At 49.1% G+C, this 22,133-nt stretch carries 15 protein-coding genes; 9 read left to right on the top strand and 6 right to left on the bottom strand.

Annotated elements, in window-relative coordinates; all coding sequences use genetic code 11:
- Positions 1-47: 47 nt before the first annotated feature.
- Entirely contained in the window at positions 48-1,085 is a 1,038-nt protein-coding gene (locus P9H32_RS15210) for a glycosyltransferase family 9 protein (RefSeq protein WP_322609769.1), read from the top strand.
- A 53-nt stretch (positions 1,086-1,138) separates the two neighbouring features.
- Here P9H32_RS15210 and P9H32_RS15205 read toward each other — a convergent pair whose 3' ends face one another.
- From P9H32_RS15205 to P9H32_RS15180, 6 genes are all read right to left on the bottom strand, one after another.
- Positions 1,139-4,507: an AAA domain-containing protein gene (locus P9H32_RS15205; RefSeq protein WP_322609768.1), complete on the bottom strand. Its 3,369-nt coding sequence runs from the start codon at positions 4,505-4,507 to the stop codon at positions 1,139-1,141.
- Positions 4,497-6,962 carry a hypothetical protein gene (locus P9H32_RS15200; RefSeq protein WP_322609767.1) on the bottom strand — a complete coding sequence of 822 codons (2,466 nt, stop codon included), beginning with the start codon at positions 6,960-6,962 and terminating at the stop codon, positions 4,497-4,499. Before P9H32_RS15200 ends, P9H32_RS15205 begins: the two co-directional genes overlap by 11 nt.
- A complete protein-coding gene (locus tag P9H32_RS15195; RefSeq protein ID WP_322609766.1) occupies positions 6,959-8,581 on the bottom strand; it encodes a DUF2357 domain-containing protein in 1,623 nt (540 codons plus the stop codon). The genes P9H32_RS15200 and P9H32_RS15195 overlap by 4 nt, the downstream gene beginning before the upstream one ends.
- Entirely contained in the window at positions 8,571-10,520 is a 1,950-nt protein-coding gene (locus P9H32_RS15190; RefSeq protein ID WP_322609765.1) for a DUF8727 domain-containing protein, read from the bottom strand. The genes P9H32_RS15195 and P9H32_RS15190 overlap by 11 nt, the downstream gene beginning before the upstream one ends.
- Positions 10,520-11,770, bottom strand: a complete 1,251-nt coding sequence (locus P9H32_RS15185; RefSeq protein WP_322609764.1) for a hypothetical protein — start codon at positions 11,768-11,770, stop codon at positions 10,520-10,522. Before P9H32_RS15185 ends, P9H32_RS15190 begins: the two co-directional genes overlap by 1 nt.
- A 314-nt stretch (positions 11,771-12,084) precedes the next feature.
- Positions 12,085-13,275 (bottom strand): helix-turn-helix domain-containing protein, encoded by a 1,191-nt coding sequence (locus P9H32_RS15180; RefSeq protein ID WP_322609763.1) that lies wholly within the window; start codon positions 13,273-13,275, stop codon positions 12,085-12,087.
- A 176-nt stretch (positions 13,276-13,451) separates the two neighbouring features.
- Here P9H32_RS15180 and P9H32_RS15175 point away from each other — a divergent pair, with 176 nt between their 5' ends.
- The 8 genes from P9H32_RS15175 (at position 13,452) to P9H32_RS15140 (ending at position 22,087) form a co-directional block, all read left to right on the top strand.
- Entirely contained in the window at positions 13,452-14,354 is a 903-nt protein-coding gene (locus tag P9H32_RS15175) for a bifunctional 5,10-methylenetetrahydrofolate dehydrogenase/5,10-methenyltetrahydrofolate cyclohydrolase (protein WP_322609762.1), read from the top strand.
- 16 nt (positions 14,355-14,370) lie between these two features.
- The gene (locus P9H32_RS15170; RefSeq protein WP_322609761.1) at positions 14,371-14,538 is read left to right on the top strand and encodes a hypothetical protein; all 168 of its coding nucleotides are present in this window, start codon (positions 14,371-14,373) and stop codon (positions 14,536-14,538) included.
- A gap of 27 nt (positions 14,539-14,565) precedes the next feature.
- The gene (locus P9H32_RS15165) at positions 14,566-15,402 is read left to right on the top strand and encodes a formate/nitrite transporter family protein (protein ID WP_322609760.1); all 837 of its coding nucleotides are present in this window, start codon (positions 14,566-14,568) and stop codon (positions 15,400-15,402) included.
- Between the two features lie 37 nt (positions 15,403-15,439).
- Positions 15,440-17,203 carry a formate--tetrahydrofolate ligase gene (locus tag P9H32_RS15160; protein WP_322609759.1) on the top strand — a complete coding sequence of 588 codons (1,764 nt, stop codon included), beginning with the start codon at positions 15,440-15,442 and terminating at the stop codon, positions 17,201-17,203.
- 200 nt (positions 17,204-17,403) lie between these two features.
- Complete coding sequence (locus P9H32_RS15155; RefSeq protein WP_322609758.1) at positions 17,404-18,030, top strand: corrinoid protein; 627 nt, start codon at positions 17,404-17,406, stop codon at positions 18,028-18,030.
- A 97-nt stretch (positions 18,031-18,127) separates the two neighbouring features.
- Positions 18,128-19,792, top strand: coding sequence for an ASKHA domain-containing protein (locus P9H32_RS15150; RefSeq protein ID WP_322609757.1), 1,665 nt, complete (start codon positions 18,128-18,130; stop codon positions 19,790-19,792).
- A 70-nt stretch (positions 19,793-19,862) separates the two neighbouring features.
- A complete protein-coding gene (locus P9H32_RS15145) occupies positions 19,863-20,627 on the top strand; it encodes a DUF1638 domain-containing protein (RefSeq protein ID WP_322609756.1) in 765 nt (254 codons plus the stop codon).
- Positions 20,628-20,731: 104 nt separating this feature from the next.
- Positions 20,732-22,087, top strand: a complete 1,356-nt coding sequence (locus P9H32_RS15140) for a uroporphyrinogen decarboxylase family protein (protein WP_322609755.1) — start codon at positions 20,732-20,734, stop codon at positions 22,085-22,087.
- Positions 22,088-22,133 lie beyond the last annotated feature (46 nt).

The raw sequence follows: 22,133 nt of genomic DNA, 5'->3' as shown, positions 1-22,133 counted from the left end.
CCGCCGCTTCCCCCACGGTCATTGCAGTTCAATACAGGGAAACAGTTGTGAAAAAAGAGCGTATTCTGATTATCCGTCTGAAGTCCATCGGCGACGTACTGCATACCTTGCCCGCCGTCAACGCCGTGCGGCAGAATTATCCTGACGCACAAATCAGTTTCCTGGTGTGCAAATCCATCGCTCCGCTGATTTCCGGATTCAGCGCGGTCGATGAAATTATCTCCATCGACCGCAATGCGCTGAAACATCCGGGAAAAACTCTCCCGACCCTTTTTTCCCTTTTAAACCGCATCCGTCCCGGACGGTTCTCCCATGTGATCGATCTGCAGGGTTATGGAGAAACCGCATGGATCACCTGGTTCACCGGCGCGCCCCAGCGCTGGGGTTCGGTCTACCGCAGCATGCGCAAACTGGCCTATACCCGGGGCCTCGACCGCGACATCTCCTCCATGCATGTTATCGACTGGTACCTCTCCATGCTTCGGCAATGCGGTCTGCAGATCAACGAACCCGACAACACCTTTCATCTCCCGGAAAACTATACCGAACAGGCCGCCGGTCTTTTCCGTGAACACGGTCTTGATCCTGAAAAACCCACCCTGATGATCCAGCCGTTTACCAGCCGCGCATCAAAAAACTGGCCGTTGCTGAAATATCTCTCCGTCGCCCGATTTTTCAAGGCACACGGTATTCAGGTCTTTTTCTGCGGAAGCGCAGAAGATGAAATCGATCTGGAGCCCGTCCGGGCGCGCGGGCACACCGTAATTACGGGGAAATCACTACTCGTGACCGCCGGACTCATTAAATCCTCATCCCTCGTTCTTGGCGGAGACACCGGTATCCTGCACTTCGGTCTCGCCCTCGACACCCGCATCCTGATGCTGTTCAACCGGAAGACCTCTGAAAAAATATCCACAATTCCCTACCGGCATCTCGACTGGGTCATCGACCCCGCCGGTTTCGACAGCTTTCCGAAAATTTCAGTCAACCGCGTCGTGGAAGAATGCCGGAAAACTTTTCCGCACGTCCCCTCTCCGAAGGCCATTAAAACCGAACCCGGCACCCAGCCCGATCGTCCGAATTAATAGTTTTGAATCTAAACCAGTTTACCTAAACAGGGAAATTAGAAGAGATACGGTTAACCTTCCTCTCGCAACAACTTCTTTTTTATCCTCTGTACACATCCGTCCAAGTCCTCTTCGAGTTGATAAACCCAAAAACGGCACACCTGCCACCCGCACACCATCATTTGCTCATCGCGCCAAATGTCATCATCTTTCCGGCGTCCACCCGCAGTACGATGGAAAGCCTCCCCATCCACTTCTATATCCAGCTTTACAGGAGACAGCACGGCTAAGTCGAGAAAGCGACCTGCAACCGGATATTGCGGCACAGCATCAATTCCAACATCAATCAGTGCCTTATGGAGTTTCTTCTCCCATGGCGATTGATAAAGTTCGCCTTTATCTTCTGGCTTGGTTTGCGCATGAACAGCACGATTTGCACATTTTTGGATAAAAGAAATATCGCAAGAAAGAGCCCAATTTAGATTGCCTACCATTCTCAGTGCTGCACGGGCTCGCGTGATGGCTACATTAAACAGGTTTCCATCCTTCGTTATAAATCCTCGGCTGCCATCGGGCATATCGGGACCACAGCATAGGCTGAAAAACATGACATCACGTTCGTCCCCCTGAAAACCATGAGCAGTATCTACATTAAGATCAGTTCTTTTTATGAATGCCGGCTTTAGCTGTTGATGTATCTCATCTGACAATCTTTGTTTCTGGACTCTAAAAGGAGTCACCACACCTATTGAGCCATCGAAATCATTATTCTGGAGCTCCAAAAGTTCCCTGATAATATGCTCACGTTCCTCTGGAATATGAACGCCACCCTGCCCCTTGCCCGGTCTGATCGTCTCTCCAACCACATCATCCCAGTGAATGCCGGTTTTCCCCCTGACCGAGTGCTTAAAATGATGAGGATCTGTTCGAACCAACAAAGCTGACTGATAGAACGAATCACTTGCAAAATTGGCTATGTCAGGATGAGAGCGAAAATGCTCTCTTAGTGCTACATAATTTGATCCTGGAATAGAAGAACGAACACAATCGAACAGGGAATTTACTCTATAGCTAAATCGCTGAAGATCATTATCAGTAAGCTGATGTGCAGTTAAAAGATCCCGATCTGATTGAATCTGAAGTTTTGTTACATGTTGAAGCTGCATGGGATCACCAACGACAATCGCTCTTCTGCAGCGGACTAATAGAGGAATGGATGATGCTATATCGCACTGACTAGCTTCATCAACAATTAAAAGATCGAAGCAGCCAGGCACCAAAGGAATGGTGCTCTTCATCGACTGGCTCGTACTGGCCCATAGAGGAAATATTTTTTGGATAGATGCACTTTGCTCTAAGAAAGCTGCGTTTAGGCGAGTCTGGCCAAATGTTTGTAATGCGCTTCTCAAAGAACTCAACCCTTGTCGCTCTTCATCACTGATCACGAGCGCACCTCGCGCAACCAGATCGACACATTTCATTAGGCTGGCTTTTACCTTATCGCGAAACTCCTGACCCATTTCATTAAGCTGATTGCGATCAGGAAGTTTCTTCAGATGTTCATCAATATAAACAAGCTCTTGTTGAACAGATTGATACTCCGACCAAAGTAGGCAGGCATCCCAAAAAGAATTATCCACTTTCTTAAATTTTTCAGTAATATCTGAAATCAGCGATATCGCTGCATTGAACTTTGCTTTGACAAAAAGTTGAAAGATCCATTTTTTCAACCCTTTTGATTGGGCGACAGAGAGCAAAGATTTTAGTTCCTTAGGGGAGTGCTCCCCCACTATCCTACAAATTTCTTCCCCTATACGATCAGACCTCCACGTCATCGGTATGCTGGATTTAATCTGTTCGCCTTTATCAGCGGCACACTCTCTCTCTTCTTTCTTTTGTAAGATCACTGACAAATCTGCGCGATTCAGCTCTCTCGCCTCTAGAGCTGCCCTAAGGTGACCAAGCTGCTCCTCCAGCCCTTCACTGTCTTCAGCGAAAGGCCTATTGAGCAATTCCTGAAGTAATTGATGTAGAGGCTGCCTTGCAGTCCAATCCTGTCGGGCAGACCTCACAACTAATGGCCCGTTATCAGACAGCTTATTTAAAGGCAGCTCTACTGCATCGAGCGCCCTATGGTTCTTGCTTGCAAATAAAACCGACCGATTTCGAAGCGCCATATTGATCATGATGTTTCGAGCAACAGCAGATTTTCCAGTTCCTGGAGGACCAGTCACAGCTGCCATAGGGAGGTTCAAAGCCATACGAACAGCTTCCTCCTGTAACTCATTCAGAGGATCTACACCAGCTACGTATGAATTGGGTAAAAGCTGTTGAACATCTTCACCGGCTTGATCCTCACCTTTTTTCTGATGAGGAAAAAGTGACGCTAATGCTGTAGAATCCAGTTGCTCGTCCGAAAGATGATTCGCAATGTAACGAAGTTCGCTCATTAAGCTTTTAGTATACTTATAGCGACCACCCACTGACATGATGCATGAGTTATAGATGCCAGGCTTAGCAGTTTCCCAGTCAGGTGAACTAGACTCATCTAATCGGATTGGGGTCATTAGCTTGTCGCCAAGATAACGTCCAAGCTTTTCTGCCAGTATCCCCACGCGCCTTGCCTCCTGAATCGAATCCTCGTCATCTTCGGCATTTAAGATGCCCAAAAAGCGAAGAAGCGCATTTCTATCATCAGGTCTTCGGAATCGATCATCGAGCCATTTTTGGTTGGGCATTACTACCCCATCCTGCTCAAGCAGCAAGCTGTGATCTCCATCCGTTACCTTAACAGGAGTGAGTAAAATAGGCATTAACCAGCGATTTCCATTTCTGGTTTCTACCAGTTCGATTGGATAACCTATATATAGGGACTGGTCTTCACCTCGCTGCATTCTGTTACGCTGAAAAGCAGCTTGGTCTTCCGAAAAATGTGGTATTGCAACCGGATGCCCTGCATGCAGCCGATCCCATTGAATATTAGATTTCAGTCCCACCCAGGTATCATTTTGGCCTTCAAAATAGGCTCGCACCTGTGGCATTTCCGTAAATTCGATACAGTCTAGATAGTAATCAACAAGCCGCCTGAATGTTGCCCACCGGCCACTTCTAACGGTTCCACTATTTTTGAAAGATTCGTCTAATCCCGGGGCAGTGTAAGTTTTATCTCCTTGCTCCGAAATATCATTGGGCTTTGCTCCACCTACGACATTATTAGATCCAGTCGCAACTGGAGGTGGAGACTTGATTAACTTCCAATTCATGCCCTCAAGCTGAAGCGCGCCCTGCTCTTGCAATTCACCCAGCGCTATTGAAACCTCATATTCCTTTACGTTTTCATTTACATGAATGCATACACGGCGGTACACATCATGCGTCGTTAAAGGAAACCCTTTCTCGGCAATCACTCGCCAACATATGTCCTGCAGATTACTTTTCATTGCTTGCCAGAATCTTGATATCCCCAAGTGTGGCTTCTTCCTTCAATAACTTCAGCATAGCCTTAGCCATGTCTTTCTGCCGATTCATACCAACTTTACTGGCATATTCGAACATCTCATTCCATTCTTTCCAACGTTTACTATCCACAGCTAGAAACTCATCATCAAACCGACGTCTTTTAAGAATATGAGGCGCAATATATAAACAGTTGTTATATTTCGGACCACGGCGATTTGATTCATAATACATTAGACCGATGATATATTTTTCAATCGTATTTATCTGTGAGTCCTTAATGAACTCAGGACGCAATGGATCCACCCTAAATCTGATTAAGTCACGAAAGGCTCTTATCCAGTTATTGTTGCTATCTATGCTGTAGTTTTTTTTGAGCTCTCTAATTCTCTCAACAAACATCTCAACAAACACCTGGATGTGTTCTTTTTTAACAAAGGCCTTTCCCGCAACTTCGAGATCGCATGGCATCTCCTGTCTCTTCTTGATTCGCTCAACCGCAACTTTAATAGCACTTGCCGGACAGGCCTCATACATCCAACCTGCTAACCGAATAAGCTGATCATTTGAAGGAGCCAGATCTATCGCATCACCCAAGTTCCGAGACAACTCCTCCAGTACCTCGGGCCTAGCAAATCGATTAAAGCTGTCAGAACTGGCGATTCTTCCATCATATTGATATGGCTCGTTACCATTTAACCAAAAAGCAATATATTTCCTAAACTCTGACACCGCATGAGGGGTATTCCTCCTCGGCCTGAAATCTGATAAAACTTTAGAAATCTCTTCAAAAGGAGCTAAATCCCAACGCGACACATTTGAATGGACATTCGCAACACCCGGAGGCCACGCATATTTAGGAGCAGGAGGAGGCGTTCCGTCCTTCATTGTTTTCCAGTTTAGTTTTGTTTCAAAGAAACCAGGGCGTTGAGAACGAATTAGAGCGGTAGCAAAACCTTGTCCAGGACGAACTTCAGCGGTGATAACTACATTTTCATTATCTGCCACACTTTCGCGCAAACCAGCAGACACTTGACGGATAATTTGTTTATTTCCAAATTTCCTTCTCAAAATAAGAGTTAGAGAGTCCTGACCTGCTGGAATAAAGAACTCTTTAATCGGCTCTTTGGTTCTCGCCACTTTGCCCGCTTCTACGGTTGTTCCCTCGATAAGCGTCTTCGTGGATATTACAGGATCCCAAAACTCGTCATTTCCTTTATAGAAAATTTCTATCGGTGCAATGCGATCTCGGTAAGTTGGAAGCCCCCGTTCTAATTGTTGAGCCACCAGCTTCGCTCCATTGAGCGTCGCGCTACCATTCGTTACTTCGAAAATCCCATAGTCTTCATACTGATCTAGAACTCGCCCAGCAATGGAAACCCCACCCATACAAAGTCCTGCTAATGAACCATCGGCTATCGTTCCAATACAATCTCTATCTCGTTTCTTAAATTTATTGGCATGCTTTATTAGCTCTGAATTTAATGAATCCGGATTTATAGAGCAGTCTTGATTCGTTTTAGCTAACCGGCCCGACCATTCCTTAACTGCAGAACATGCTCTGTGAAAATCATCCGTATAACAATTCAGGCTTGTGTCATTTAGGAGCTCTTCTATCAGGTTACTGGATACGATCTTGAACCAGACATCTGAGATATCCGCTTTGTTCACACCGATAGCATATGCCGCAAGCATACTTAATCCATCAACGGCAAGCCCACTACTATGCTCCGTGTGATCCCTGACCGGTATAAGAAACTCGGTCTGGCCAAATGAGACTTTTCGTATATCCATAGGACAGAACTCCCATCGATCTAAACCTGCGGATAACACCCAGATATAGCCACAGCAACCGCTGTCCCTATCGATGATCCGAAATTTATCAGGATTCTGCCTACTGCACCAGTCCGTAGCAATGGCTATTGGACGCGGCAGAAGATGGACTGCGGATGTTGCTCCCAGTCGGTCAAGCAAAGCTTGCTGTGCACCTTCACCTATATCATCGGGAACAACAAAACAAATCAGATCATGGTCAGAGAAATTATCAATGCATGCCCCAGCTGCTTCAGAAATAATATCTTCTGCTGAGAAAGAAACCTTAGAGCGATTGTCTGCAGGATTTGGCTGCCAAGAAATTTGCCGTTGAAAAGGCTGATAGTTATCCCATGCTGAATCCTGAGTTTCAAATGATGCTAGATATCGCCATGCTTCAGCCAAGGTAACTCTACCCTTTCCATACTTTGGGTTATTGCTGTAAGGAATTTGACTTTCTGGCGGCCATAGCAATCCTGCCCCACGGCGGTGCAGTTTTGCATCTTTCCCTACAAGAATAGGCTCATCCTGCACCATTGGAAGTATTACAGCAGGAAACCAATCAGTATCTGCACAGGAACTACATTGACTAACTGCATTGGTCAAATCGATGCCTATAGCCTTCATCCACAGCCTCCAGCAGCTTCAAGTGCTATTTCAATTCCAGCTTCAATATCTTCGAAATATCGATGAGCATCCATAGGAATAGAAATCCCCACACACATAGAATTACCTATACCAATCTGCTCAACCTGAGGTCCTTTTTCTTCTACCGAAAGGTCTGCCGCAATAACCAGTCCAACCCACTGATCTTTATCAGACACTGATCGGTCCATACTCTCACGTGCCTGCCGAATCATTTCTTCAAGACTTATCGCATGAGGATCCTTGAGAACATACCAAATTGCTATACCTTTTCCTCCAAACCATAAAACCTGATCACATCCGCACTTTCCGATCCGGTCAAAATCAGGAAAAGCTTCACTCTCCTTCCATAGCGAAGACCAACCAACGGTGTTAACATCAAGTGAATCATAGAGATATACGGGACCTTTGAACGGACCTGGCGCACGAAACGGCATGAGCCACTGCCCAGAAAGTCCCTCAGTTCTAAAAACCGGAGTGGACACTAAGAGCTCACTCCATATTCCTGTGAGAAATGCATGAAATATTTGACGACCCGACTCACCCCACAGCACTCGCTGCCACGTCCAAGCATCTTCAAATACTTGATCTTCCCGCCTAATAGCCAAGTATGTTTCCCAAATGTACTTATAACGAGACTCAAACTGTAAGGGATAGTTGGGTTCTGACGGCAAATCCAAGAGCATATCTACGTCACAAAAAGTTGGGCGGTTTATCCATTCCTGTAAAGAGGACATCAACCTCTTTACAACGGTGTGTCTATGGCTATCTGAAAAACGGCTATTTCGATCCAGCCACTCTGCAGCCATCGCACTCATCCTTGTCAACACCCATAAAGAAACACGGTTCTCTAGAGTGTCTATATTCTCCCTACGCAATACAGAGTAAAGACGTTGTTTTGGCCCCGCTTTTTCGAGCGAATTTCTTCCTGGTCGGTGGGCATAATTTCTGATACACGCAGAATCAAGTTCCTGTATTCTTCCTATTGGTGTATCTGAACGGTAACGCTCCAAGACTCGACGAGGACTTTGAGTAATGAGGTCCAATGCCTGAACAAGGGCTGAGTTACTCGCTAAACGGACAATTAGTGAAATTTCCGGTTCATCTGAATTCGCGTGTATCCACTCACGCCTGACAGAATCCCAAGAACGTCTAACTGCACCACCATATCCAGCCTCAAACTCTCCGAGATTATCATCGGGATGGCTCAGTTCAAAGTATCTAAGTAGCTGCCAAAAGAGCCATTTATCGCGCGATTTAACTTCTACCGAATCGTCTTCTTTAGCCTTTCCCCTTCTAGGACGAGGCATTAAATTCGTTTGTGTTACCTCTATATCCAACACAGACAGCATATCTGTTTTTTTTTGTTCAATTTGCCCCGGGGCACTCGTTAGAGGCAGATCATAGGCTTGGTACCATACCCCCTTATTTAAAAAAGGGAATCCAGACTTGGGTAATTCAAGAGAGCCAAGCCAAATCTCCTTACCCATATCGGCAAGCACAATACGAGCGGAACCACGACCATCCACTGTTGAACTATCAGCTGTTACCCTGTCATCCCAAGGGTGCTTTCTTAACTCTTTTACCCCTTCAATTCTCACAGCGATCCACACCTCGCCAAATAAATGAGTTCATACCGCGAGAATGATTACTTTGACGACCCTCTTCGAATGCAGCAGATAGAACTGGATCTTCCAGATCAGCTAGAATTGTAGAAAGCTTCGAAAATGCGTCATGATGCTCGTTTACATCTAATCCTCTCAGCTTTGGAAGGATACGCTGCTCAACCTGATCTGCCAAAGCAATCTTTTCGCGGCCGCTGATCCAGTCTGGGTAACTAAGCACGTAGTTGCCGATAGCTTTGCCCACACGGTGAGCAAAGGGCTTGCCTGTCATATTGAGAACATCGTTTAGTTGTTCAATAACATCAACTGTATATACGCTCGGCGTATTATCCCCAAGATCAGTCCACTTCATCCAAGTATCTCTCGGCAACATGCCGTCGGGACCCGCGGCTGAAAACGCAGAGCCTTTTGCTTGATTGGTTTGCAGTTGCTTTGGTTTCCCGAAACGCAGTACGCAGGATCTATCCAGTACTTTGTCAGAAAGATTCTGAGTGGATTCGTCCTCATTCATTGTTCCAACGAAAAGAATGTTTCTATCAGGATAGAGCCTGACTTCATCAATACCTTTGCTACCATGCCCCATCTCTAGGGCAATTTCTACCTTCTGTCTATCCGTCAGTTTAGCAGGATCCACATCTCGTCTGATTTCCAACTTTGATAGAAACTCACTGAAGTAGTACTCAACCCGAGCCAGATTCATTTCATCCAAGAGAACCAACATCATTTGGTCCTTTAGATCACCGCCATGAGCAAGCTTATTGTATCGCTCAAACTGTACCATTGCTCTGGCAAGTTCGGTTGCTTTGTATTTTTGTTCCATGTAGTTGTAGAAACCGAACATATCTTGGGGACTATCCCAGCGAGGCTGAACAGCCAACCCAAGAAAATGAATTCCCATCGCATCTGAGTATGCTCTTGGCAGAAGACTTTTGCCTGTACCTGAGATACCCGACAATACGGTCAGAGGAGAAATGTCTGCAACTTTCAGTGCAGTATGGAAAGCATTTAAGGTTCTATCAGCAAACACCAATCCTCTGTTTTCAAGATTCTTGGATAAATCTCTCATACGAGACTCTTCGTTAGCTTCGTTACTGACCCTAGGTGTTTGCGAAAAGACAAAATTAGGGCTCCACAAATCGCCCATAGGATCATCTGTCTCATTTACTCCACCGGCATTTTTATGATCAGCTTTAAGAGCTTCAAGATGCTTCGTACGAGCTTCAATTTCTTTTTCTAACGCTTGGGATTCTCCCTTAAGATAGCTGTATTTTTCAGTCATTTTATCGAGGTCTTTCTTAACCTCATCATGTGAGTTCCTTAACTCTTTCAGCTGACTCTCTACCCGAATGATATCCCCAGTAACATGCTCTTGATGCTGCTTCAAAGAGACCAGTTCACTTTCCGCTAAAGGTATATTTTTTCGGAGTTCTGAGAATCGTTTATTCAAGGATTCAATTTCTTTCGACAATTCTTCAACAGCTTTTTTTCGAGTCTCGATACCCTCCTCTTCACTTTTTTTAACACTCTCTAGACGAATAATTTCTTCTCGGAGAGTTTTTTCTTCTGCCGCCGTTTGGTTCAACTCGTCATGCTTCGTAACTAATTTAGATTCAAGTTCTGCAACTTTCTGCCCAATGGGTTCAAGTTGTTGCTTCTCATGCTCAAGCTTTTCCACCTGGGTCTTCAACAACTCCACATTGGCAGTATCCTGTTTCAGTTGAGCAGCCATTCGAGCCCCCTGCTCAACCTCCGGCTCCAACAACTTATATCTTTGTTCCAGCTCAGAGCATTTTCCTTGTAGGTTTTTAAATTCCCAAAACTTGGGAAGCCTCCACATTATTGCCAAAATACCGACGCTGATAAAGCTGACGACCAGCCAGAGAGATAGGAGTAAAGTAAATGGTAAATTAGTCATTATTTAGTCTCAGATTGGGATTCTTTGATACGAACAGATTCTTCACGAGCCGCTACTTGGCGCTCTCGTTCAGTAACTCTTGATTCTCGTTCTGAAAGTGTTCGATATTTGGCACTCAGCTCTGAATATTCAGTACGCGCCTTCTCAACTTCAGTCTGCAATTCAGCCAACTGAGCTTTTTTCTGTGATACCGCTACATCTAAATCATCCAATCTGGCTTCTTTGCTGGCGAGAGCAGCTTCGCGTTGCTCAACCCGTTTAATTTGCGATGATATTGAAGAACTCTTAACTTCCAATTCACGAATATCCTCCTCGAGAACTGATTTATCCGCGGTTAGCTTTGATACGTCGGATTCCAGACTTGAGTTATCTGCTTTTAGGATTGAGTTTTTCTGCTGTAACTCAAGTAAAGCTGAACGTTCCCGTTCCATTCCCTTCAACTCGACCTTAAGGGAACTAATTTGTTTTTTAAGGCGATCCACATCTGCCTGATATGTTGCTACATCTGCCTGTTTTTCTCGCAAGGACAAATCTGCGGTCGTCAGATCAGACCGTGCATCTGCAACTTGCTCACGAAGTTTGGTTAATCGTTCCTGCTCGGATGTGATATCTTGGGTTATTTGTGCTAAAGAATTTTTTAGAGATGATTTTTCCGACTTGAGCGATACTAATTCCTTTTCGATCGAATCCTTTTTATCTTTTAGAAGATTGAGGTCGCTGGTTTCTGTTCCTAGCTCTAGCTTTTTCTGGAGCAAATCAGAAACCGCTTTTTGTTCTGAGGATTTCTTGGCTCGAGCATTCCCCACAGCAATCAGTAATTCATCACGCTGAGTCTCGAGCTCTTTTATTGTAGCTTCGCCAGCTCTTATTCTGGCGGTGAGATCCGTGTATTCCTGAGAAGCCTGATTCCTTGCAGCAATGACTTCTTTTGCTTTTTCATACTTTGAGCTTACTGTTGCATAATTTTCTTCTAATCCGGCCAGTTCCGCTTTTAATGAGCCGATTTTTTCGGCAAGAACTTCCGCCTCACTCTTATACTTCGGAATTTTCTCCAACAGAGCATTGTACTCTGCAGCAGCCTGTTTTTCTCGATCTTCTGCGCGATCCGCATCACGAACTTGTAACACGAGCCACATACTCATGAGCATGAATGCTACGACCAATACCAATGTGAAGGTAAACTCTAAGCGCGCATTGCGCTTTATCGTGATACCGGTATCAACATTACTTTTAATCTGTTTTTCACCCATTGCTAAAACCTTTTACTTAAAAACTCGTGGCCATAATCAATATGACGACGATACATATCTAAAATATGCATCATCTACAGAACTTCAAAGAAGAACAATTCAATACACTAAAAAAACACGTCTTCACATGACCTAAATTATATAATTCATAAATCAATAATACTGATGCATTCGGATTGTTTATCCATAATGAAACGAACATATGACCTGATATAAACTTGTGTTCATTGTATAATGGAAAGCCCTGTCCCAAAACGGAAACAGGAGAACTACCAACCACCGGGTAATCCGGCCGTGTTCCGCTTGACCCGCAGTCACCGAACGCGGCCGGATTTCCGGTATTTCGCCGGCGTGATACCCATCCACTTTTTAAACTGCTTAATGAAATAGGACTGATCACCGAAGCCGGTTTCATAGGCGATATCGGTGCAGCTCAGATCCGTCTCCTCCAGCAGACGCCGTGCCTCCTGTACGCGCAGATAATGAATATTCTGCAGTGCGGTTTTTCCGGTGGCTTCTTTCAGCAGATGTGCAATCCGGAAGGTGCTGAGTCCGGCGGCGGCGGCAATATCTTCGAGCGCGATCGGCTCGGTATAGTTCGCAGTGATATAATCCAGCGCTTTGCCCACGGCCGGACTGACGGGGCTCACCCCCTGCAGAAAAATGCTGTTCATGAAATCATCAAGTGCCTCACGCAGCACGTTGCACAGATCGTCAAAATCGTGCGTCTCCACAATCTGCTCAATCCATTTCATGTGCCGTTCGAGCAACGGCTCGGAAAGCGGGCTGTCCTCCACGGCAGTGCGCACCAGATATCCCATCATTTCAATGGCGCGGGCACGGACCACCACCGGTTTAGGGGAATACAGAAACATTGCCGCGAGCATTTTATTGAACATTTTTCGGGCGCCGGCACGATCGCCCACGCGAATGAGTGAGAGCAGAATACGTTCGTCATCGTAGGGGTAGGCCCGGTTCTGCTCCACCTTGCGCTGATGGATCTCTTCGGCAATCTGCCGCTGCTGCAGCATTCGGTCGCGATTACGCATGAGCTTCAGCGGCTTCCATCCGCTGTACTGATAAAACGATTCATACAGCGCATCCACCACCGGACGAACCCGCTCCTGCTCAAAAACATGCAGTCCCCGGACAAAGGCTTCGGCATCTTTGCGCCGACCGCCCTCGCCTACAAAATAATTGACCGCGGTATGAATACTCTGCGGATCATCCTCCAGCAGAATACAGCCGCCGCACAACCCGCCTTTCACCTCGACTCCGTCGACCAGCGGAACCAGCCAGCTCATGATGCCCGGCGCAACAAAAAAGATATGGGATTCGCCCCAGCGCACCGCCTCGTTCAGGTTATGAAAACGCAGATGGCACATGGCCGGAAGATTTTCCACCGGGCTCATATTTTCCGGCATCACAATCCGGCCTTCGCAGTCGGACAGGCACAGTTGCAGACCACACTGCTGCAGATAATCCTTTGCTACCGAATTAAACATTCTATTCGACAAGATCGACATATCGTCACCACTCAAATCCCGTTCCAAACTTCAGAAAAACAGATTATAGTCGTGCGTGGTGGCAAGAACGCAACAGTTTAGTATTGAACAAATCCATTTTTTTATCTCGAAGACCGCTGCGGGGTAACCTATTTAAAAGGCAACGGAGGAACCTGATGAATCACAACGATATTGCCGGCCGCGAAGTCGCGGATAAACTGCTGGAACAGATTGCCCTGGACGTGGCTGCCCTTAAAAAGCAGAACTGGAACCCGAAACTCGTCTCCATTAAAGTGGGCGACGATAACGCCGTGGATCTTTATGTGCGCAACCAAAAACGCAATGCCGATAAAGTGGGCATCGAATTCGACGAGCGTCACTATCCCGGAAACATTTCCGTAGAGGAGCTGACCGCCGCCATCACCAACCTCAATGTTGACCCGACGGTCACCGGCATTATTCTCCAGCGTCCGGTCCCCGAACACCTGCCCATTAAAGCACTGCAGGAAACGATTCATCCGCTGAAAGACGTCGAGGGCATGCACCCGAAATCGATCGGCAACATTGTTTACGGCGAACTGGAGCTGGCCCCGTGTACCGCCAAGGCCTCGGTCGAGATCCTGAAAAGCACCGGCATGAAGCTTGAAGGCCTCGAAGCCTGCGTGATCGGCCACTCCGAAATTGTCGGCAAACCGATTGCCTTTCTGCTGATGGCCGAAGGCGCGACCGTAACGGTCTGCCACCATATGACGCGCGAAGTTGCGGTTCACTCCCGCCGTGCGGATGTTGTTTTTGTGGCCGTCGGCAAGGCCGGTCTGCTGACCGGTGATATGATCAAACCCGGCGCGGTGGTCATTGATATCGGCATTAACGTCATTGAAGACGAAAATGGAAAAACCAAAGTGGTTGGCGACTGCGACTACGCCTCCTGCCAGGAAACCGCGGGCTGGATCACCCCGGTGCCCGGAGGCGTCGGCCCGGTAACGCTCTCGATTCTGATGAAAAACACCGTGACGGCCGCCCTGCGTCAGCAACAGCATTATCATGCTCATTTTCAGCGGGCTCCGCTGGAAGGCTGACCCGAGCAACACCCGATTGAAACACAGAAAAAGCCGCACTGCGCCCCCTCTCGGCGGCCCTGAAAAAAGCGATCTGAAACCTGCGGTGCAGCCTTACGTCTGGACGGCTATGGACGGTGCCCCGGAGAAAACCAACGATGCGGTTGAACTGATCGCTGAATTCTGTGACAGTCTGCGGGCTTAATTCAGCATGTTAAGGGGTTTAATTTTTATGAACGACGATCGATACGACGCATACATTCCTGCGGCCATGGCCAAACGGGCGGAGGCTTCGGCCCTGCGTAAAGCCAACCGCGATATCATCAGCGCTTTTTTTCTGGCCGTACAGGCCGGTTCTTTCATTGCTCTCGGCGGCGCATTTTACACCTTGGCCATCACCGGTTCCACGATGGGATTCGGAATGACCAAACTGATCGGCGGACTGGCTTTTTCGCTGGGGCTGATCCTGGTGATCGTGGCCGGGGCCGATCTGTTTACGGGCGATACGCTGGTGGTGATGGGCTGCCTGTCCAAAAAGGTGAAGATTTCCCGGATGCTCAAAGGCTGGGTATTTGTGTTCCTCGGTAATCTGGTCGGCTCGCTCGCCATGCTCCTGCTTTTTCACCTCAGCGGACAGTGGACCGATCACGGCGGGGTGATCGGTGCCAAAGCGGTATCCATTGCAAATTATAAAGTCAGCCATACTTTCACCGCCGCCTTTGTCAGCGGCATGCTCTGCAATATTCTGGTCTGCCTGGCCATCTGGCTCTGCTACAGCTCGCGTTCGGTCACCGACAAAATCCTTTCGATCATTTTTCCGATCACCGCTTTTGTCGCGATGGGCTTTGAGCACAGTATTGCCAACATGTATCTGATTCCCGCCGGGCTGATCCTGAAATCCAACCCGGACATTGTTTCCCAGCTGCACGGGGCTGATCTTTCCAATCTCACCCTTCAAGGCTTCCTGCTGAACAACCTGCTGCCGGTAACGGTGGGCAATATGGTCGGCGGCGCCCTTTTTGTGGGTACCATCTACTGGATTCTTTATCTGCGCAAACAGGAGAACTGATTTTCCAATCCCTGGAAAACCGACAGGAGAAATTGTTATGAAACTTGATCCAACAAAGATGGCGGACTGGCAGATTGCCGAAGCGGCTGAAACCCAGATGAAGTCAATCCGGGAAATCGGTGAAAAACTCGGACTGCAGGACGGCGAACTGATTCCGATGGGACGCAACGTCGCCAAAATCGATTACAATAAAGCCTGGAGCCGCGTCAAAAATTCCAAACCCGGAAAATATGTCGACGTCACCGCCATCACCCCCACTCCGCTGGGCGAAGGCAAAACCACCACCACGATGGGACTGGTGGAAGGCCTTGGAAAAATCGGCAAAAAACCCGTCGGCGCCATACGGCAGCCCAGCGGCGGCCCCACCTTCAACATTAAAGGCTCGGCGGCCGGCGGCGGACTGGCGCAGTGTATTCCGCTCGCCCCGTTCACGCTCGGGCTTACCGGCGATATCGACGCCATCACCAACGCCCACAATCTCTGCATGGTGGCGCTCACCGCCCGCATGCAGCATGAACATAACTACGACGATGAGCGCCTCGCCCAGATCGGCATTGAACGGCTCAACATCGATCCCGACCGTGTGCAGATCAAGTGGGTAATGGATTTCTGTGCGCAGTCGCTGCGCAACATTACCATCGGTAAAGGCGGAAAAATGGACGGACTGGAAATGGAGTCCGGATTTGCCATTTCGGTTTCCAGTGAGCTGATGGCCATTCTGGCGGTTTCCAACAGTTTGAAGGATATGCGCGAACGCATTGCCGGAATGGTGGTGGCTTACAGCACATCAGGAGCAGAAATCACGACCGCCGATCTGGAAGTCGACGGCGCCATGTGCGCCATCATGCTGGAGGCCATCAACCCCACCCTGATCCAAACCATCGAGGGCAATCCGGTGCTGGTGCACGCCGGACCGTTTGCCAATATTGCCATCGGACAGAATTCCGTGATTGCCGACATGCTGGGAACACGCATGGGCGATTATCTCGTGACTGAAAGCGGATTTGCGGCCGACATCGGGTTCGAAAAATTCTGGAACCTGAAGTGTCGCTGCTCCGGTTTGAAACCCGATGCCGTGGTGATTGTGGCCACCGTGCGTGCTCTGAAGATGCACGGCGGCGGACCGCAGGTAAAACCGGGAAAACCGCTTGATCCCGCCTACACGCATGAGGAGCTTGCGTTGCTCGAAAAGGGTTGTGAAAACCTCAAGGCCCATATCAACATCGTTAAAAAGAGCGGTGCCAGTCCCGTGGTCTGCATCAACGGATTTTATACGGACACCGAAGCGGAGCATAATCTGGTGCGGCGCATTGCCGAAGAAGCCGGCGCGCGCTGTGCCGTTTCCAAACATTGGGAACTCGGCGGCGACGGCGCAGTTGAACTGGCCCAAGCCGTGGTCGAAGCCTGCGAAGAGGAAAACCGGTTTGAGTTTCTGTACGATCTGGATATGCCGCTGATGGAGCGCGTGCACAAAATCGCCACCGAACTCTACGGTGCGGACGGGGTCGACTGGTCCGAAACCGCTACGAAAAAAATCGAGGCCATGCAAAATGATCCGAAAACGGTGGAGATGGCGATCTGCATGGTGAAAACCCATCTGAGTCTGTCACACGATCCCGACTTCAAGGGAGCACCGAAGGGCTGGCGGCTGCCCATCCGCGATGTGCTGATTTATAAAGGAGCCGGTTTCATTGTTCCGGTGGCCGGCGATATCAAACTGATGCCCGGTACTGGAAGCAATCCGGGATTCCGGAAAATCGACGTCGATACCGATACCGGCAAAGTGACAGGATTGTTTTAGTTTTCCAGATAGAGGAAAACCCCAAATGCCCTGTTTTACAGGGAATGATTTACACCAACCCCCTTTCCAAACCTTGGAAACGGGGTTTTTCAGCAAGATTATACGATTTTCTCCGATAAATCTTCTATTCCCGCCAGTCGGCAAAGCGTAAAACATGAAGATCGAAAAGGTGCAAACAATGAACTTGGGGGAAGGAAGCCATGGCTAGAAACGAAGAACTCTATGAAGCTGTACTGAAGGGAAAGCGCAAAGATGTTGCCGCTCTCGTTCAAACTGAAATTGATAAGAAAGCCGATGTGGAGGAAATCCTGATGGAATCCATGGTTCCGGCCATGGCGGAAATCGGAGACCGCTTTTCGCGCAATGAAGCCTATGTGCCGGAAATGCTCATTGCCGCCCGCGCCATGCAGGCCGGACTTGATCTGCTCGAACCGCTGCTCGAAGCCGCCGGCCATGAGCCGATCGGAAAAGTCGCGATTGGAACCGTTAAAGGCGACCTCCATGACATCGGCAAAAACCTCTGCGCTATGATGCTTAAGGGGGCCGGTTTCGAAGTCATGGACCTCGGCGTGGACTGCGATGTCGAAAAATACAGAGAAGCTGTCGACAGCGGGGCTCAGCTCGTACTGCTCAGCGCCTTGCTCACCACCACCATGCCGTACATGAAGGAAGTGGTTGCGGGACTTTCCGGAAGCGGCGCAAAAATCCTGATCGGCGGTGCGCCGGTGACGCAGGATTATGCCAACGAAATCGGAGCCGACGGCTATTCCGACGATGCCAACACCTGCGTGCTGGCCGCCAAGGAAGCTCTCGGCGTTGCCGCTTAAACGACCGGAAACCGAATGTTTGAAAGGTCGAAGATCTTGATTCGCTGAAAAGCGGCGGTTTGATCTTCGACCTTTTTACTTTCCGACAGGGGAAGCGATGGCCATTTGCATTCACTTTGATGGGCAAGCGGTGGACGTGGAGAACGAGGCGAATGCTTCGATCATGGATCTCGCCCGCAAAGCCGGTTGGCACATCGAAGCCAAATGCGGCGGCCGAGGCTCCTGTGCAAGCTGCAACGTGCTGCTGGGAGCGGGAGTCTACCGCGTTTTCGAGGAGACGTTCACCGTGGCCCCGGAACAGCGCCGGGAGGTGCTTTCGTGCATGACCCGGGTGCTCAGCAACGACGCCGAAATTTTCCTGCCCGAATCTTCGGTACTTTCTTTCGAGGGGGCTCGTATTGCGGATGAAATGGAACTCCCGCCCCACTCACTCAACCCGCGTTTTTCAAGTGGATTCGGGCTCGCTGTGGACATCGGAACAACCACGGTGGTGGCGGCCCTGATCGACCTTTCGTCGGGAGAGGTCGACTGCCGGGAATCGCTCTACAACCAGCAGATTCTGAAGGCCGACGATGTGGTCTCGCGTATCTCGCTGTGTTCAGAAGAGGGTGAGCTGGAAAAACTGAAAAACCTGGTGATTGAACACACGCTGAATCCCCTGATCCATCGGCTGTGCGACAAAACCGGTATTAAAAAAACAGCGATCCGGCACGCAGTTCTTTCCGGAAATACGGTAATGATGCACATTTTTTTCGGAATTTCGCCGGAAAGCATCGGCGTCATTCCCTTTGAGCCCGTCAGCCGCCACTTTGAAAGCACGGCCGGCGATCTGGGCATCAATATCCATCCCGACGCCCCGATTGAAGATATTCCGGCCATTTCGGGCTACGTCGGCGGTGACATCACATCGGATCTGTATGTCTTCGAACATCGCACCGTCCGGAACCCATCCAGGGTCTGGAAAAAAGGGGATCTGGCCCTGCTGATCGATATCGGAACCAACGGCGAAATGGTGGCCTATCTGGATGGAAAAATGACGGCCTGCGCCACGGCGGCCGGTCCTGCTTTCGAAGGAGCCGGCCTGTTGCACGGTGCGCGCGCCGCCAGCCGCGCCATCGATACGGTCCGTTTTGATGAAAAGCTGGACTTTGAACTCTCTGTCATCGGAGACCCGAATCCCATGGGACTGTGCGGTTCGGCCATCATTGATTTTATAGCCGAAGGCTTTCGCTGCGGACTCATCAATAGGGTCGGACGGTTCAACGTGGAACTGCTGAAACAGCAGGATCGTTATGAACAGGTCGCCGGCATGCACGCCTGCATGCTGGTGGCTCCGCAGCTCTCAGCCACCGGTGAATCAATTACCGTGACCGAAGGCGATGTGGCCGAAATTCTGAAAGCCAAAGCCGCAATTTACGGCGGGCTGAAATCCCTCTTGAGAGAACTGGGCAAAACGGTGCACGACCTCGACCACGTCATTCTGGCCGGCGGTTTTGCCAAACACATCAATCTGGAAAATGCGATCTGCATCGGACTGCTTCCGGATATTGGAAAAGAAAAATACGACATCATCGGCAATGGATCACTGGCCGGAGCAACTCTGGCGCTGCTTGACCGGAAGGTCCGCCCGAAGTGCCTTGAAATGATCCGCCGTCCCGAAGTCATCACGCTCAATCAGACCGACCACTTCGTTAACCACTATCAGGAAGCCCTCGCCATTCCGAATCTCGAACTCGACGACTTTCCAAACACTGGAAATTAAATATCCCGTAAAAAAACCTGAAGAATGCCGCCACAAACCAGTTTAGTTTTCGTGCCTTTTTCAGATTTCTGTGCCTATACTTTTCATTATGAAGCTCAAGCTGATCAGCTGTGAAATTTTCTACCGGGAGATGCAGTTCCTGCTTAAAGCGGTTCCGCACGAAATTGATGTGCAGTTTCTGCAGAAAGGCCTTCATGACATCCCCACAGCAGAGATGCTCAAGCGGCTTCAGGCCGAAGTGGATAATGCTTCCGAAGAAAAATATGATGCCATCATCATGGGCTATGGACTCTGCAACAACGGACTCGAAGGATTAAAAGCCCGATCGGTTCCCGTGATCATTCCGCGGGCACATGACTGCATCACCCTGTTTCTCGGCAGCCGTTGGCGCTATAAAAAATATTTCAACGAAAATCCCGGCACCTTTTTCAAAACCACCGGCTGGATCGAACGCGATTATGTGGCGGAAGATCTGAAAGACATCTCCATCCCGACGCAGCTGGGGATGGACCTGACGTATGAGCAGCTCGTGGAAAAATACGGTGAAGACAATGCTGAATTCCTCTGGGAGGAGCTGTGCGATACCGAAAAAAACTATTCGCAGATTACCTTCATTGAAATGGGCGTGGAGCCCGATGACAGCTTTGAACAGACCGCCCGTGAAGAAGCCGTTTCCAAAGGCTGGAAATTTAAAAAAGTATCCGGCCGTCTCGATCTGCTGCGCCGTATGCTCCATGGCGATTGGGACTCGGATGATTTTCTGGTGATCTCGCCCGGTTCCGGAATCGTGACCACCCACAACGATACCATCATCCGTGCATCCAAAGACATCTAACGGCCGGGCTCCAGCAAGATTGTTTTATTCAATATCCGTAACGGCCTATACGGAATTGATATTCCGCCTATCATGGTCTGATCATTTTAAATAAGGAGCATGGCATGACAGGCAAACAGATTCTTTTAGACGCAATTGCAGGCAGGGAAACCTCCAGACCGGCCTGGCTTCCGTTTGTGGGATGCCACGGCGGTTTTCTGATCGGAAAAACAGCGACCGAATATCTCACCTCGGCCGACCTGCTGGTCGAAGGCCTGAAAAAAGCAAAATCACTCTATAAACCCGACGGACTTCCGGTGATGTTTGACCTCCAGATCGAGGCGGAAATCCTCGGTTGCGACCTGCACTGGGCCGACGAAGTTCCGCCGGCGGTTACCACGCACCCGCTGGCGATGGGAAAAACGCTGGCAGATCTTCCCGAATTGGATGAAACCAAAGGCCGCTTCCCGATTGTGGTTGAAGCACTGAAAACACTGAAAAATGAGATCGGCGAAGACACGGCCCTCTACGGCCTGATCTGCGGCCCCTTCACCCTCGCCCTCCATTTGCTGGGCAACGACATTTTCCTTGATATGTATGATGATGAGGATGCCGTGATTGAGGTGATCAGCTACTGCGCCGAAATCTGTAAAAAATCGGCGGATATTTATCTCGATCACGGGGCCGATGTAATTGCAGTGGTGGACCCCATGACCAGCCAGATTTCTCCGGATCATTTTGAGCAGTTTGTAACACCGGCCATGAATGCCGTTTATGACCACATCCGTGAACGCGGCGGCATCTCCTCCATCTTCGTCTGCGGCGATGTGACCCGGAACCTTGAAGTGATGACACAGACAACGGCCGATAATATTTCGGTGGATGAGCAGATCGACATGGTCCACCTGCGCGAACTTTGCGAAGCACAGGGAAAATCCTTCGGCGGCAATATCAAGCTGACCGCCGTGCTGCTGCTCGGTGATGAAGAGGATTCAAAAATGGAAGTGCTCGATATTATGGAGAAAAGCGGAAATAAAGGCTTCATCCTCGCTCCCGGCTGCGACCTGCCCTACGCCGTCCCGATCAAAAACCTGCAGGCGGTCGCCGATATGGTGCATGATGAATACGCCCGCGAAACGGCAAAATCCCTCCAGGCCAAAGAAATGGATTCTTTTGACGATGTGGAGGTCCCGGACTATCAGGCCGCTGACGGCGTAATTCTCGATGTTATCACGCTCGACTCCACCTCCTGCGCACCGTGCCAGTATATGATGGAAGCCGTGAAAAAAGCCGCCGAAAAAACGACCGCGAAGTGCTACATTAATGAGCATAAAATCAAAGTCCGTGAGGGCATCGGAATGATGGTGAAACTGGGCGTCAAAAACCTGCCGACCATCTGCATTAACGGAGAACCCAAGTTTGCTTCGATCATACCGGATATCACCACGTTGGTGAACGCCATCGATGAGGCGGCGAAATAGAATTCGAACTCCGGAACCCTGCCGGCTTCTCCGGTGTGTTTCGGAT

The sequence above is a fragment of the Pontiella agarivorans genome, from assembly GCF_034531395.1.
GTDB classification, from domain to species: Bacteria; Verrucomicrobiota; Kiritimatiellia; order Kiritimatiellales; family Pontiellaceae; genus Pontiella; species Pontiella agarivorans.
This window is presented reverse-complemented; position numbering and strand designations above follow the sequence as displayed.